Source organism: Thalassospira sp. MIT121401 (genome assembly GCF_047125595.1).
In the GTDB taxonomy this organism is placed as follows: Bacteria; Pseudomonadota; Alphaproteobacteria; order Rhodospirillales; family Thalassospiraceae; genus Thalassospira; species Thalassospira povalilytica.
The window spans coordinates 4,352,815-4,367,098 of record NZ_CP138926.1; the positions used below are offsets into that span (position 1 = coordinate 4,352,815).

The window sequence follows — 14,284 nt, forward strand, 5'->3', positions numbered from 1 at the left end:
TCGGGGTACTGTTTCGCGACCACATTCGTGCTAAATTGCCGAAATTACGCATTTGCCTGTTGTGAGTAACGGTTGACCCACCCTGCCCGCGCAACAGGATTGATGGCGAATTACCCGGTAAGTCACCATATTTACGGGTAATTCAGCCTTTATCTCTATCAGTGGGGTTTATGAACGTGACTGTATCGAATTCCGTAAAGCGCCCGCGCCCTGTGGTGCTGTGTATTCTGGATGGCTGGGGGTATCGCGAAGAAACCAAGGACAACGCCGTTGCCTTGGCCAATACGCCTGTCTGGGATGCGCTTTATGCCAATTATCCGACCGGATTCCTCAAGGCTTGCGGTCTGGATGTCGGCCTGCCCGAAGGTCAGATGGGCAATTCGGAAGTCGGTCACATGAACCTCGGTGCCGGTCGTGTCGTCATGCAGGAACTGCCCAAAATTGACGAAGCCGTCAAAACCGGAAGCATCGCCGATACCGACGCCGTCAAAAAGATCATATCGACCCTCAAAGACAGCAAGGGTGTCTGCCACATTGCCGGTCTTCTGTCCGAAGGTGGCGTTCATTCCCATCAGGCCCATATGGCCGCCCTCGCCAAAATCATTGCGGGCGCCGGTGTGCCGGTCAAAATTCACGCCTATCTTGATGGTCGTGATACCGCCCCGAAAAGTGCTGCCAAATTCCTTGAGAAATTCCGCGCCCTGATCGGCGATGCCAATGTCGAGATTGTCACCGTGACCGGGCGTTATTACGCCATGGACCGTGACAACCGTTGGGAACGCGTCAGCCAGGCCTATTTCACCATGGTTCAGGGCAAAAACTATGCCGATGGCCGCACTGCCGAAAGTGCGGAGGCCGCAATTGCCAATGCCTATGCGAATGACACCACCGACGAGTTTGTCCTGCCAACCGTGATTGGTGATTTTGACGGGATCAAGGATGGCGACGGCATTCTGATGACCAATTTCCGTGCCGACCGTGCGCGTGAAATCCTTGCCGCCCTGTGTGCGCCGGAGTTTGACGGGTTTGATCGCGGCACCGCGCCGAAATTTGCCGTGCAGGCCGGCATGGTCGAATATTCGTCCGAACACGCCAAATACATGGATGCGATCTATCCGCCGCAAACCCTTCCCAACATCTTTGGCGAAGTGGTTTCCAAGGCCGGGCTGAAGCAGCTTCGTATTGCCGAAACCGAAAAATATCCACATGTGTCGTTCTTCTTTAACGGCGGCGAAGAACAGGTTTTCGAAGGCGAAGACCGCATTCTGGTCGCATCCCCCAAAGTCGCGACCTATGACCTTCAGCCGGAAATGTCCGCACCCGAAGTCACCGAAAAACTGGTCGATGCCATCAAGTCGGAAAAATATGACGCGATCATCCTGAATTTCGCCAACCCCGACATGGTCGGGCATAGCGGCATTCTGTCGGCTGCAATGAAAGCGGCCGAGGCCGTTGATACCTGCCTTGGCAAGGTGATTGATGCGATCAAGTCGGTTGGCGGCGTTGCCTTTGTCACCGCCGATCACGGCAATTGCGAGGTCATGGTCGATCCGGAAACCGGTGAACCCCATACTGCACATACCCTTAATCTGGTACCGACCATTCTTGTTAACGGTCCGGAAGGGGTAACATTGGAGAATGGGCGCCTTGCCGATGTTGCACCGACTTTGCTGCAACTCCTTGGCGTGCCACAGCCAGCCGAGATGACTGGCAAACCGTTGCTTAAGGGCCTGAAACAGAATGATGCGCTTCTTGCGAGCTAAGTCAGCTTATGAGATCGCCCTGCCTGCCGTGACCGCGCTTGCGCTGTGTCTGGCAGGCGGGGCAGCGCCTTCTTTTGCCCAGTCGCTCCAAAAAGTTGACAAGAAACTTGATCAGCTTGAAAGCCAGCTGTCCGAACAGCAAAAACAGGAAGAATTCCTGTCACGCAAATCGCGGGAACTCTGGACCGAGGAACAGGCCCTGCAATCCGAAGCCATTTCTGTTGCCCGCCGTACCCAGCGTCTGGAGACAACCCTGACCGAACTAGAAGATCAGCTGCAATCGCTTGAAACCCGTGAAAAGGTCGCGGCCACAAGCCTTGAGGACAAGGCCGGTCAATATGCCCGCATCCTGATGGCCTTGCAGCGTCTTTCGACCACCCCGCCCGAAGCGGTCATTGCCCTTCCGACATCGCCGCAGGATACCTTGCGTTCGGCAGTATTGCTCAAGGCTGCCCTGCCCGGCGTTGAACAGCATGCCCGCGACCTGCGTAAGGAACTCGATGAAATTGCACGTTTGCGCGAAGATATCCGCACCCAACGCGCGGACGTCGCCGAAGCCACCCGTGCGCTGCAACAGGAACGTACATCGCTTGCCGCATTGCTGAGTGAAAAGCGCCGCTTGCGCACCGAAACCGAGGCCGAAGCCCACGAAGCCGCCAAGGCCGTAAATGCGCTGGCTGACGAGGCCAAATCACTTGGCGAGTTGCTGAGCACCTTGCGCAAACGGGCCGAAGGTCTGCCCGCACCGCGATCACGCCCGGAAATTGATGTCGCCACCAGGACCGAACCCGATGCCGATACGCTGGGCGCAACCACGATTGCCCGCAATACGCCCCCCGAACCGCCAGCCCGCAAGGAAGAACCGGCCGCAGCCACCCCGAAACAGGATGGCACAAGCGACGAAGAATTCGCGGTTGGCAGTTCGATCACCCTGGCACATGGGCATTTGCGCATGCCTGCCAGTGGCAAAGTCGTCACACTGTTTGGGGAAAAATCGCGTGGTCCGGACGGATTGACCGTCACAAGATCCAAAGGAATTGAGATCAGTACCCGCGCAAATGCGCAGGTTGTCTCGCCCTTTGATGGCAAAGTTGTCTTTGCTGGCCCCTTCCGCGGGTACGGCCGACTCTTGATTATCGAACACGGCGAAGGATACCATAGTCTTATCGCCGGTTTTGATCGGCTCGACAGTGTGGTAGGACAATATCTGTTGGCGGGCGAACCTGTTGGTATTATGGGTGAAACAGCGCCTAAACTCTATCTGGAGATGCGCCAGGACGGAGAAGCGATCAATCCGCTTCCGTGGCTGGCCTCGAAAAACGGCAAGGTAAGTGGATGAAAACCTCTCGATTGGCAGTACTCGCACTCGCGACCGGCATGACTTTCGGCCTTGCGTCCCCAAGTCTGGCGCAATCTTCAACCTCCTCGGCTGAGACATATCGTCTTTTGAACCTGTTTGGTGATGTGTTTGAACAGGTCAAAGCCAAATATGTCGAAGAAGTCGATGACAAGCAGCTGATCGAAGCCGCCATCAACGGCATGCTGACGTCACTTGATCCGCATTCCTCTTATCTGAACATGGATAATTTCGAGGAAATGCAGGTCGATACCCGTGGCGAATTCGGCGGTCTTGGCATCGAAGTCACGATGGAAGACGGCTTTGTCAAAGTCATCGCACCGATCTATGACACGCCCGCCGAAAAGGCCGGCCTGCAACCGGGCGACTTCATCACCCATATCGACGGCACCGCCATTCGCGGCATGACGCTTAATGATGCGGTCGAAATGATGCGCGGCAAGGTCAATACCGACATTGTCCTGACCATCATCCGCAAGGGCGAACAGGCCCCGTTTGATGTCACCCTGACCCGTGCGGTGATCAAGATCCAGTCGGTCCGCGCCGAAGCCAAGGATGATATCGGCTATATCCGCATCACCAAATTCAACGAACAGACCTTTAGCGGCCTGCAACGTGCGATTGGCGACATGCGCGATCAGATCGGCCCGGAAATCAAGGGTCTGGTGATTGACCTGCGCAACAACCCGGGTGGCCTGCTTGATCAGGCGATTTCGGTATCCGATGCCTTCCTGGACAAGGGCGAAATCGTATCGACCCGCCCGCGTGATACCCAGAATACCGAACGCTATAACGCGCGGTCCGGTGATCTGGCCGAAGGACTGCCGATTGTTGTTCTGATCAATGACGGTTCGGCATCGGCATCCGAAATTGTTGCCGGCGCTCTTCAGGATCACCGCCGTGCGGTCATCATGGGCACGCGCAGCTTTGGCAAGGGATCGGTTCAGACAATCCTTCCGATGCCGGGCAATGTTGCACTGCGCCTGACCACCGCGCGTTATTACACGCCATCGGGCAAATCCATTCAGGAAGTCGGCATCGTTCCGGACATCATCGTGCCCCAGGCCCGTGTTGAAAGTATCGAAAGCGATACCCGCCGGTCCGAGGCATCCCTGAACGGTGCGCTTCGCAACGAGGACGCCGCGACCACAGACGCAGAAAAGGATGCAAATTCCCGCCGGGATGAAGCCGAGCAACTTGCGATCGACGATTATCAGCTTTCGCGGGCGCTTGACATGATCCGGGGCATTTCGCTGTTTGGTCCGCGCCCGAAAGGGTAAGGACCATCCGGACATCGTGAGAGACTAGCTGTTCGTGTTCAGGAAAATCCTAAATTCCTTGCCATTCCGAAAGAAGAAGGATGGCGATCTCGACGAGGACATGGCCGGCGCGCTGGCCGACGACCTTGGCGACGGGATGACTGACGCTGAAGAAGTCAATCTTGATGACCTGCCTTTTAACGAACTTCCGATCGAAATTCAGATCAAGCGTCTGCCCAAGCGGCCGAAATCACGGCGCAGCTGGCTGTCGAAAATTCTGATCATTCTGGTCTTCCTGTCGCCCTTCGGGGCGACAGCGGTTGCGCTGATCCCGATCCTTGATCCGGAAACCGGCTGGCGGCTGTTTCATCTTGGCAGTCCCGAGGCCCTGGTGGCTGTCCCGGGGTCCGAGCGCGAACTTCAGGAAGAAATCGCGCGCGGTGTGCGCGACATGCAGGAACGCGAACGCGCCCAGCATAACGGCGATGTCGGTCCCGATGGCACCCCACAATCCGCCGAAGACATCACCAATCAGCTTTCCGGTGTCTCCGATCTGGTCGGGCCGGCCGATCAGGCTGACGGTGTTGCCCCCGATACCGAACTAAGCCCCGAAGAACTGGCCGCCATCATTGCCGAAGAAGGATCGATTGACGATCCGATCGAACCCGATCCTTTGCGCAAGGCCCCGCTGCCCGGTCTGGATGAAGAAGGCAGTTTCGGCCGTGTCCCGCGCATTGCCGATGATGGTACCACACCGTTTGATGCCTATAAGCGGCCCTTTGAAAAAACCGACGGGCAACCCTATGTCGCGATCATTCTGACCGGGGTTGGCCTGAATGAAGCCCGCACCGAAACCGCGATCAATGATCTGCCGCTTAATATTTCGTTGGGCATTTCCCCTTATAGCCGCGACATCAAAACTGTTGCCGAACAGGCCCGCGAAATGGGCCACGAAGTCTTTCTTGAATTACCGATGGAACCGGCCGATTTCCCGCTTTCCGATCCGGGGCCGCGCGCACTTTTGACGTCCCTGTCAGAGGGTGAAAACCTTGTGCGGCTTGAATGGTTGCTCGCACAGTTCCCCGGCTATGCCGGACTGGTCAGCCACGAAGGATCAAAATTCGGAAGCCTTGATAGCGCCATCCGCCCGATCATTGAATTCGTATCGCGTTCGGGTCTGATGTATCTCGAAGGTACGCGCAGCGGCATGGCAAGCTATGGCGCACAACTGGCATCAAATGCCGGAACGCCAAACGCGGTTGGCAACATTCTGATCGATCAGGTTCCCAGCCGCCGCCAGATTGATGCAAGACTTGCCGATCTGGTCCAGCTTGCCAAACGCAACGGTGTTGCTATCGGCTTTGCCCAATCCTATCCGGTCACCATTCAGCGCCTGCGCAACTGGGCCTTGCGCCTGAAACGACAGGGCGTCGAACTGGCACCGGTCAGTGCGATTGCCAATATGCAGGTCACCCCGCAATCCGCCGCCGAAGCAGAAGCCGCACGCCGCGAAGCCGAACAGCGCGAAAGCGAAATCATGGCACAGGAAGCCGAAAACAATCCGGCTGAAAATACCGCAGACGAACCCGCCGCCACCATCGAAAGTCAGTGACCGGACGCCATACGCACCCGGCCCCGATCACCCAGGAGAAATCATGGCTGACAAATCCGCATCCCCGTCCGATACGAACTCAACCGAAGCCACAAGGGTAAAGGCCGAAGACCTGCCCTATCGCCCCTGCGTCGGTATTGCGCTTTTTAACAAGGATGGCCTGGTCTGGGTCGGCAACCGTTTCGGATTTGAAGGCGCATGGCAATTGCCCCAGGGCGGCATTGACGATGGCGAAACCCCGATTGACGCCGCCCTGCGCGAGCTCAAGGAAGAAATCGGCACCGACAAAGCTGAAATCATCGCCGAAACGCCCGACTGGCTGACCTATGATCTGCCAGACCATCTGATTGGCAAGGCGTTCAAGGGCAAGTATCGCGGCCAAAAGCAGAAATGGTTTGCCATGCAGTTCACCGGCAAGGACAAGCATATCAATATCGATGTGCCCAACCCGGAATTTGATGCCTGGCGCTGGAACGACCTGGCGACGCTGCCCGACATGATCGTGCCGTTCAAACGGCCCGTTTATTTGCAACTTGCCGAGGCATTTCGTGATGTACCGCAAAGAATTCGTAAAATGAAAAAGGCATAAAGGATCAGAACGCGGCTTGATCGCTGCTTTCTTTTCGCTAAATTTTACGAATTATCAGACACCTACGACTTAGAGGAGCTCCAATATGGGTACGGATCGGTTTATCTTTGGTGTTCTGACCATTGTGGTCGGTCTTTTCGGACTGTTCTATGCGTCAGGCTCGCATGACGGTTATTCCTATTTTGTCGGCTTGGCCCTGTTTGTCGGTGCTGTGCTGTTCATGTTCCACCTGATCAAGGGGTATTATGATCAGCTTGATGCTGCCGATCACTGATCACGCGCTGTGCCTGATACAGCCGTAACCGGCATCAATGCTTTTAAATTCCCCCAAAAGGCTCTAGGAATTAACCATGAGCAATACACATTGGGATCCTGCCCGTTACGGTCTGTTTGGCAATGAACGCCTGCGACCTGCCATTGATCTGATTGGCCGCCTGCCAAAAGCAGCCAGCGGCTTTTCCCCGCGCCATATCGTTGATCTGGGATGCGGTCCCGGTTCGGTGACCGCAATTCTTGCCGATGCCTTTGCAACGGACAACGATGACAGTCCCCGTATTGTCGGCGTTGATTCATCTGACGAGATGTTGGACACCGCGCGCAAACGATCCGAAAACATTGACTGGCAAAAGGCCGATATCGCCACCTGGCAACCTGACGAGCAGGTCGATCTTCTGTTTTCCAATGCGGCCTTGCATTGGGTGCCCGATCACTCGACCCTGTTTCCCCGCCTTCTGGACTTTGTCCGTCCGGGCGGCATGATCGCCATTCAGGTTCCCAACAATTTCCTGGCGCCAAGTCATCAGCTGATCGGCGAAGCTGGCATGGACTGGCGCAAGGAAGTGGCACAGGCCATGCACGCAGCCCGTATCATGCGTCCGGGCGATTATTTCGATGTTCTCGCACCGTCATGCGATGAGATCGATCTGTGGCAGACGCAATATTGTCATGTCCTGAACGGGCCGGATGCGGTTTATAACTGGACCAGTTCGACCATCCTGCGCCCGGTGATGGCTGCCCTTCCTGATGACGCGGCACGCGCGACCTTTACCGCGAAATACAAGGAACGCCTTAATCAGGTTTATCCGATCCGCGATGATGGCCGCACGCTGTTTCCGTTCAACCGTCTTTTCATGGTTGCGCGCAAACGCCCAAGCTAACCCCACCGAACCATTCCCTGACAAGGAGCCGCACCATGGCAGAATTTCGCGAACATTTCGTCAAATGCTGCGGGTACGAGGTCCATGTCCGGGCATGGGGCAACCCGTCCCGACGGCCATTGATCATGATGCATGGTCTGGCGCGGCTGGCTGATGATTTTGATCATGTCGCCCCCCATTTCACCGATCAGTACTATGTTCTGTGTCCGACCATGATCGGGCGCGGCTTTTCCGGCTGGGCCAAGGACCCCGACCGTGAATATACCGTGCCCTTTTATGTCGCGCAGATGTTCGAGCTTTTCGACCATTTCGGCATAGAAACCTGTGACTGGATCGGGACATCCATGGGGGGCCTGATCGGGCTTTATGCCACCGCCGAAGTTGCCGGACGGATTGAAAAGCTGGTTCTTAACGATATTGGACCCGAACTTGATCCGGACGCGGTGGCGCGTATCAAATCCTATGTCGGCGCATCACCCGAATTTGAAACCATTGATGACGTCGAAAAACTGGTTCGGCTGGTTTATGCCCCGTTCGGGGTGGCCGACGATGCAACATGGGCGTTTTTGGCGTCCCGTTCCGTACGGCGCCTGCCAAACGGCAATTTCATGATGCATTACGATCCCGAAGTCATGCGCATCTTTGCCGAACATATTGATTCCTTTGATGCCTGGGACGTTTTTGACGCCCTGCCCTGCCCGGTCATGCTGATCAGCGGCGAACAATCCGACCTCATCCCCAAGGCGATTGTCGAGAAAATGAAAAATAAAAAACCCGAAATGCCGGTTTTTGCAGTGGCGAACTGCGGACATGCACCCCATTTGAATGACAAAGCACAAATCAACGCTATCAGGGACTTTTTGGGGCGCTAAAGCCAGTGGTGCGCGTAACATACGCGAACCGTCTGTTGACGCCATCTTTTAAAAAAATCCCCTGATGAAGTTCACGCCGTGACAATGCCGCAGTCAATGTAGAGGCACGGACACGACACGGTTGGTACGGGACCGACACCGAAACTTGCCTGACTTCCAGTAATGGGGGTCCCCTGACCAGTGCGCTGATTGCTGTGACCGTTAGATCACCTGTGGGAACAGGCGGCATGATGATGAAACCGCATTTGGCTAAAACCTCGATCTGTACTGCATTTCTGGCCACCGCGATGACTGCGGGTTCGGGTCTGTTTTCGGCTGTTTTCGCCCAGTCGACAGACAGCACACAGGTTCCGGCATCCTCACGCCTGACCTTTGGCACGGATCTTGGCGCGGGCATTCTGCCACCTGCCGGATCAAACGGGATCGGTCGCTATTTTTCCAGCCGCCCACAAAACAGCATCGTGATCGGGCCTGCATTACAGGATGCGCAAGATCTCGAAAATGCCAGTCAGTTCTGGCTTGAAATCGACAGCAACCGAAATACCCGCACCAACGCACTTAGCGCGCAAATCGGCTTGGGCTATGCGCCGGTGCCGGAACTCGGCATTGCTGTTGGGCCGTTTGTCGAACTGGGTTCAACCCGATCGGAAAATATCGGCAACTATCAGACCGGCGGCTATGCGCCCGATCAACGGCGCAGCCAGGTTTTGTTCTCTGACAGTGACAATGCCTTTCACGATGCCGGTCTTGCCGCGTCTCTGTCCTATATGCCGCTTGAAGATATCTGGATCGGGTTGCATGGCAGTGTGTCGCGCAATATGGCACCACCCCATCCGGAACAAAGCATCCTTGACGGTATTGACGCCATGCTGGGATTGACCGCCAGCTACCGGATCGAATTCTGATCATTTGGTGTGTCCCCGGTGTGATCATTTCCGGGCTGTCACGGGAAATCCCTGTTGCACAGGACGGGCAGTCCTGTATGACTCTTGGAAAGATAATCCACCGGGATATTCAGGGACATTTAGACACGCATGAGCCATTCGCTCCCATCAAAGGCCGTACTTGGCGCCCCGTTTGAGGCATGCAATGCACTTGCTGCGGCCAAAAATGCCAATCTTTACCGTGCGGCCATGCGTCTGTCCCCGGAACGCCAGCGTTTCTTTCTGGCAAGCTATGCCTCGATGCGGGTCATTGACGACATTGTTGATGACGGCTTTCTTGAACTGCCCGATGCCGAACGTCATGCACAGCGTGAAACCGTTCTGGAAACCATCAATCAGTGGCAGGCCCAGATCATTTCCGCCAAAGCCGGGGCTGACAACCCGTTGCCGGAAACCGGCCCGCTCAGCGGTGATGTCTATGACGCATTGCGTCTGACCCTTGGACGCAGCGATCTTTCGCCCGAACCATGGGTTGCCCTTGCCGATGCGCTGCATCGCGATGTTGCCGAAGAACCGATGGATGAATGGGATGATTTCATCGCCTATTGCGAAGGGGCAACTGCCGCACCGGCATCGATCTTTGTCTATCTTCTTTCGGCCAGATACGATCCGGAAATCGGCTATACGTCGCCCCTGACCAACCCGCCGATCTATCACGCGCGCGATATGGCAATTTTCTGCTATATCATTCACATCCTGCGTGATCTTCCCGAAGATATCAAAGGCCCGGACCGCCTTGTCACCATTCCGTCCGAAATGCTGATTGCCGCCGACATTACGCTTGGCGAAATCCGCAACGCCATCGGTCAGGCCAAGTTCGAAAATCTTGATTACCTTGGGCGTATCCTGCTTGAACATGCCTGGGAGCATTTCGAAACAGGTCAGGCGCGCTCGGGCGAGCTTCTTTCGATTCTTGATACCGACGAGGCCGATACTTTATCGCGCCTGTTCACGGTCTATATCGAACTGGGCGGTGCCATGATGGAAAACGGTTATGCCAGCTTCCTGAAAGATCGCGATGCGATCATGAAAAGCACGGCACAAAACAGCCTGCCTGACGTCAATCAGCAATAAGTCCCCGGATCGTGCAAACATGCTCGACCTTCCTGCCAGGGTCGCGCATCATATTTCATGCCCCGACAAGACAAGAACCATCGGCCGCATCGAACCGGACTGTGCAAACAGGCCCGCTGCGAAATATTCGGACATTTTGCACAGGCTTGCCAAAGCCAATTGTTTGCGGCCTCTCTTAACGACGTCAAAGAGGTCAAGTGATGTTTCCGCTGCTTAAAAAGGTCGAAACCTGGGTGCGCAATCAGTGGGTTGATGCGACGGTCGGATTTATCCTGTTATTCACCGCCTTAAACGATACGGGCGATACCCTGGTTGATGATGTCATGACCGGCAATGTCGGCACATCCCACGGGGTTCTGGTTCTCGGACTGGCCCATGTGGTCCGATCAATCCCGCCCGTGATCAAAAGCATCGGCATCATTTTCTATCCCGAAAAGACCTAAAGCCGTTTCAGGCTGCCCAAAAGAAAACCCCGCCAGATGGCGGGGTTTGTCGTGAATTCTTGACCGGCAATCTTACTTGGCGCGAAGGGCCGCAACACCCGGAAGGGTTTTGCCTTCCAGCCATTCCAGAAACGCACCGCCCGCGGTCGAGACATAGGAAAAGTCCTGATCTGAATCCGCATGGCGAAGGGCAGCAACCGTGTCACCACCACCGGCAACCGACAGAAGTTTGCCTGCCTTGGTCAGTTTTGCCGCATGCTGGGCAACCGAAACCGTCGCCGTATCAAACGGGGTGATTTCAAACGCACCAAGCGGCCCGTTCCAGACCAGCGTTTCACAAGATTCCAGACGCTTGTTCAAATCGACGATGGTTTCAGGACCGGCATCCAGGATCATGCCGTCGCTGGCAACGTCATTGATGTCTGAAACATCATGTGGTGCATTTGCGGCAAATTCCTTGGCAACCAGACCATCAACCGGCAGAACGATTTCACAATTGGCGGCGTCGGCCTTCTTGAAAATCTCGCGGGCGGTTTCAAGAAGATCATGCTCGCACAGCGATTTGCCAACATTGACACCCTTGGCCGCCAAAAACGTATTGGCCATGCCGCCACCGATCACCAGTTGGTCAACCTTGGCAACAAGGTTCCCCAGAAGATCAAGCTTGGTCGAAATCTTGGCACCGCCAACAATTGCCATCACCGGATGTTTCGGAGCTTCAAGCGCATTGCCCAATGCTTCGAGTTCGGCCTGCATCAAACGGCCGGCATAAGCCGGAAGTGCGCGCGCCAGACCTTCGGTCGAGGCATGGGCACGGTGCGCACAGGAAAACGCGTCATTGACGTAAACATCGCCAAGCTTGGCCAGCTCGGCCACGAATGCCGGGTCGTTCTTTTCTTCTTCTGCATGGTAACGCAGGTTTTCCAAAAGCGCGATTTCACCGTTTTCAAGGCTGTTGACCACGCTTGCGGCCGCATCACCGATGCAATCATCGGCAAATTTCACCGGGCGGCCCAACTGTTTGGCAAGGGCTTCGGCAACCGGTTTGAGCGACATTTCAGCAACGCGCTGGCCCTTCGGGCGGCCAAAATGGGTGATGACGACCAGTTTGGCACCGGCATCAGCCAGTTCGATCAGGCCCGGAACGGTACGGTCGATGCGGGTCGTATCACCAACAACACCATCCTTCATCGGAACGTTAAGATCAGCGCGCAGCAATACGCGCTTGCCAGCGACATTGACACCGTCAAGCGTATTAAAGTCAGCCATTATCTGAACCTGCTTTTGAGTTTCACAAAAGACGGGAGGCGGGCGTCCCGACATGGATCGGACCTGATCCTGTTGGGCCCTGTTTTGCCCGATCACGACAATCGACGCAAGGCCCGAAGGGGTCCGTAAAAGTACCTGTAAAAAATAACCGGCCAACATCACCATGCGGGCCGGTTACATATTTCTGATCAGTGCGCACCCAACAGGGATGAATGCAGGAAGCCCTGGAAACTGGTCGCGACCGGTCCGGTCATCAGGACATGGTCATCGGGCAACCATTCAATCGTAAGCTTGCCCCCGTCAAGAATGACATCGGTTTTGCGCCCGGTCAGTCCGCGACGGGCCGCCGCAATGCCGACCGCACAGGCACCGGTGCCACATGCACGCGTCACACCGACACCACGTTCCCAGACACGCATCCGGATCTGGCTTTCGCCGATGATGCTGCACACTTCGATATTGGCGCGTTCGGGAAACATTTCGTGATGTTCAAGGATCGGTCCGAATTTTTCGATATCGACGGCTTCGGCGTCATCGACAAAAAAGACCGCATGCGGATTGCCGACATTGACCCCGACTGCGTCCGAAAGCGGACCAAGCGACAATGGAATATGGTTGGTATCAACCGCTTCTGACAGCGGGATATCACGCCAGTCCAGCCGGACCTGCCCCATATCCACGGTTACCTGGCCATCAGCCAAACCATTGGCATCAAGAAGGCCAACCACGGTTTCAATGATCGCATCATTGCGGCCAAGCTCGCCCATGACGATGCTGGCAACACAGCGCGTGGCATTGCCACATGCCTCGACCTCGCCGCCATCATTGTTGCGGATGCGCATGAAGGCATCGGCAAGATCATCGCGGGCCGGTTCGATCACGATCAACTGATCGCAGCCCACACCGGTTTTGCGATCTGCAATCCGGGCTGCGGTTGCGTTATCAAGATCAAGCACAGCGGGATCGCGTCGTCCGTCAAAGACAACGAAATCATTTCCCAAACCATGCATTTTGACAAAAGGAATACCGTTCATACCCGCCTTATAGTCCTGTTTCCGGGGCCCGTCCACATATCGCTTACCCGGATGTAGCACGAATATGCCCCGGCGCAAGCTGGCGTTTTTACGGATTTGGAAATGCTGTCAGGCTGACAGTTTCGGGGTTGCCGGCGCGCAATAGCGGACCTTGCTTGGCACGAAGCCGGCCTTGGCGAAATAATCGCGCAAACGCCCGTCACATTCGCCAAGCGAAACATACACATTGGCGCATTTATGATCGCGCGCCAGCCGGTTCATCGCATCGCGCATGGCATCAAACACATACGCACCCGCCACGATTTCCACCGCCATGACATTATCGACATGCAGGACAAGCCCGTCAGTCATGTCATCACGCACATAATAGGAAAACAGACCGTGGATATAGCCGCGCTCGTTGGACAGAACGATGATGCCACGCTGGCGTTGCCATAAAAGCTGGTCGGCATCGGTTGCCCCCGCCAGGCCAGAGTCCGCCCCCGTATCACCAACCGGCAGACAATACCGGTCGACAAAGGCACGCCATCGATCAAAAGACATATCGACCTGCATCATCTGCACCAGCGGATACGTCATATCCGCAGTGTGCGATGTAAGGGGATGTGCCTGATAGGCTTCTGACATGATTACCGTCCTCTGGAATTTACCCGATCATGCCGCAAATAAATCCGGTCAACCTTGATGTGCATCAACACGTTTGGATGCGTTGGGGCGCATAAACAGCCACAACACTTGAGGTCCCCGTCCAGCGACAACATGGAATCCCATGATTGAATTTCCAGCGGGTATTGCGCGCTTGTATTGACGTACATCAATGGCTTTTGGGTCATGTGCCCGCATACTCGCCGGACTGAATGGGAAACCTCGCCAGGTTCAATACGTCCCTGTTTCAAACGGGATGCATTGTG

14 protein-coding genes are annotated in these 14,284 nt (G+C 55.7%); 11 read left to right on the top strand and 3 right to left on the bottom strand.

The window, feature by feature from the left end; all coding sequences use genetic code 11:
- Window positions 1-170 precede the first annotated feature (170 nt).
- The 11 genes from gpmI to SIB88_RS19985 all read left to right on the top strand — a co-directional run bounded on the left by gpmI (window position 171) and on the right by SIB88_RS19985 (window position 11,070).
- Window positions 171-1,763, top strand: a complete 1,593-nt coding sequence (gene gpmI / locus SIB88_RS19935; RefSeq protein ID WP_412558910.1) for a 2,3-bisphosphoglycerate-independent phosphoglycerate mutase — start codon at window positions 171-173, stop codon at window positions 1,761-1,763.
- A complete protein-coding gene (locus SIB88_RS19940; protein ID WP_101247232.1) occupies window positions 1,741-3,102 on the top strand; it encodes a murein hydrolase activator EnvC family protein in 1,362 nt (453 codons plus the stop codon). Before gpmI ends, SIB88_RS19940 begins: the two co-directional genes overlap by 23 nt.
- Window positions 3,099-4,400: a S41 family peptidase gene (locus SIB88_RS19945; RefSeq protein ID WP_068519826.1), complete on the top strand. Its 1,302-nt coding sequence runs from the start codon at window positions 3,099-3,101 to the stop codon at window positions 4,398-4,400. The genes SIB88_RS19940 and SIB88_RS19945 overlap by 4 nt, the downstream gene beginning before the upstream one ends.
- 58 nt (window positions 4,401-4,458) lie before the next feature.
- Entirely contained in the window at window positions 4,459-5,991 is a 1,533-nt protein-coding gene (locus SIB88_RS19950) for a divergent polysaccharide deacetylase family protein (protein ID WP_412558911.1), read from the top strand.
- Window positions 5,992-6,034: 43 nt separating this feature from the next.
- A complete protein-coding gene (locus SIB88_RS19955) occupies window positions 6,035-6,580 on the top strand; it encodes an RNA pyrophosphohydrolase (protein WP_341653346.1) in 546 nt (181 codons plus the stop codon).
- Between the two features lie 85 nt (window positions 6,581-6,665).
- A complete protein-coding gene (locus tag SIB88_RS19960) occupies window positions 6,666-6,854 on the top strand; it encodes a hypothetical protein (protein WP_068519828.1) in 189 nt (62 codons plus the stop codon).
- 76 nt (window positions 6,855-6,930) lie between these two features.
- Window positions 6,931-7,737: a methyltransferase domain-containing protein gene (locus tag SIB88_RS19965; protein WP_068519829.1), complete on the top strand. Its 807-nt coding sequence runs from the start codon at window positions 6,931-6,933 to the stop codon at window positions 7,735-7,737.
- A gap of 35 nt (window positions 7,738-7,772) precedes the next feature.
- A complete protein-coding gene (locus SIB88_RS19970) occupies window positions 7,773-8,609 on the top strand; it encodes an alpha/beta fold hydrolase (protein WP_412558912.1) in 837 nt (278 codons plus the stop codon).
- A 227-nt stretch (window positions 8,610-8,836) separates the two neighbouring features.
- Window positions 8,837-9,514, top strand: a complete 678-nt coding sequence (locus tag SIB88_RS19975) for a hypothetical protein (RefSeq protein ID WP_412558913.1) — start codon at window positions 8,837-8,839, stop codon at window positions 9,512-9,514.
- A gap of 129 nt (window positions 9,515-9,643) precedes the next feature.
- A complete protein-coding gene (locus SIB88_RS19980) occupies window positions 9,644-10,627 on the top strand; it encodes a squalene/phytoene synthase family protein (protein ID WP_114113163.1) in 984 nt (327 codons plus the stop codon).
- A 200-nt stretch (window positions 10,628-10,827) separates the two neighbouring features.
- A complete protein-coding gene (locus SIB88_RS19985; RefSeq protein WP_114113164.1) occupies window positions 10,828-11,070 on the top strand; it encodes a hypothetical protein in 243 nt (80 codons plus the stop codon).
- 72 nt (window positions 11,071-11,142) lie between these two features.
- On the opposite strand, the gene SIB88_RS19990 is transcribed toward SIB88_RS19985, so the two are convergent.
- The 3 genes from SIB88_RS19990 to SIB88_RS20000 all read right to left on the bottom strand — a co-directional run bounded on the left by SIB88_RS19990 (window position 11,143) and on the right by SIB88_RS20000 (window position 14,000).
- Window positions 11,143-12,339: a phosphoglycerate kinase gene (locus SIB88_RS19990; RefSeq protein ID WP_206928245.1), complete on the bottom strand. Its 1,197-nt coding sequence runs from the start codon at window positions 12,337-12,339 to the stop codon at window positions 11,143-11,145.
- 188 nt (window positions 12,340-12,527) lie between these two features.
- Window positions 12,528-13,373 (bottom strand): diaminopimelate epimerase, encoded by an 846-nt coding sequence (dapF, locus tag SIB88_RS19995; RefSeq protein WP_412558914.1) that lies wholly within the window; start codon window positions 13,371-13,373, stop codon window positions 12,528-12,530.
- Between the two features lie 108 nt (window positions 13,374-13,481).
- Complete coding sequence (locus tag SIB88_RS20000) at window positions 13,482-14,000, bottom strand: hypothetical protein (RefSeq protein WP_068519836.1); 519 nt, start codon at window positions 13,998-14,000, stop codon at window positions 13,482-13,484.
- Window positions 14,001-14,284: the final 284 nt, after the last annotated feature.

Bases quoted from the DNA above. Each gene is read 5' to 3' on its own strand.
- gpmI (WP_412558910.1), top strand. From the start codon at position 171: ATGAACGTGACTGTATCGAATTCCGTAAAGCGCCCGCGCCCTGTGGTG.
- SIB88_RS19940 (WP_101247232.1), top strand. From the start codon at position 1,741: ATGATGCGCTTCTTGCGAGCTAAGTCAGCTTATGAGATCGCCCTGCCT.
- SIB88_RS19945 (WP_068519826.1), top strand. From the start codon at position 3,099: ATGAAAACCTCTCGATTGGCAGTACTCGCACTCGCGACCGGCATGACT.
- SIB88_RS19955 (WP_341653346.1), top strand. From the start codon at position 6,035: ATGGCTGACAAATCCGCATCCCCGTCCGATACGAACTCAACCGAAGCC.
- SIB88_RS19960 (WP_068519828.1), top strand. From the start codon at position 6,666: ATGGGTACGGATCGGTTTATCTTTGGTGTTCTGACCATTGTGGTCGGT.
- SIB88_RS19965 (WP_068519829.1), top strand. From the start codon at position 6,931: ATGAGCAATACACATTGGGATCCTGCCCGTTACGGTCTGTTTGGCAAT.
- SIB88_RS19970 (WP_412558912.1), top strand. From the start codon at position 7,773: ATGGCAGAATTTCGCGAACATTTCGTCAAATGCTGCGGGTACGAGGTC.
- SIB88_RS19975 (WP_412558913.1), top strand. From the start codon at position 8,837: ATGATGATGAAACCGCATTTGGCTAAAACCTCGATCTGTACTGCATTT.
- SIB88_RS19980 (WP_114113163.1), top strand. From the start codon at position 9,644: ATGAGCCATTCGCTCCCATCAAAGGCCGTACTTGGCGCCCCGTTTGAG.
- SIB88_RS19985 (WP_114113164.1), top strand. From the start codon at position 10,828: ATGTTTCCGCTGCTTAAAAAGGTCGAAACCTGGGTGCGCAATCAGTGG.
- SIB88_RS19990 (WP_206928245.1), bottom strand. From the start codon at position 12,339: ATGGCTGACTTTAATACGCTTGACGGTGTCAATGTCGCTGGCAAGCGC.
- dapF (WP_412558914.1), bottom strand. From the start codon at position 13,373: ATGAACGGTATTCCTTTTGTCAAAATGCATGGTTTGGGAAATGATTTC.
- SIB88_RS20000 (WP_068519836.1), bottom strand. From the start codon at position 14,000: ATGTCAGAAGCCTATCAGGCACATCCCCTTACATCGCACACTGCGGAT.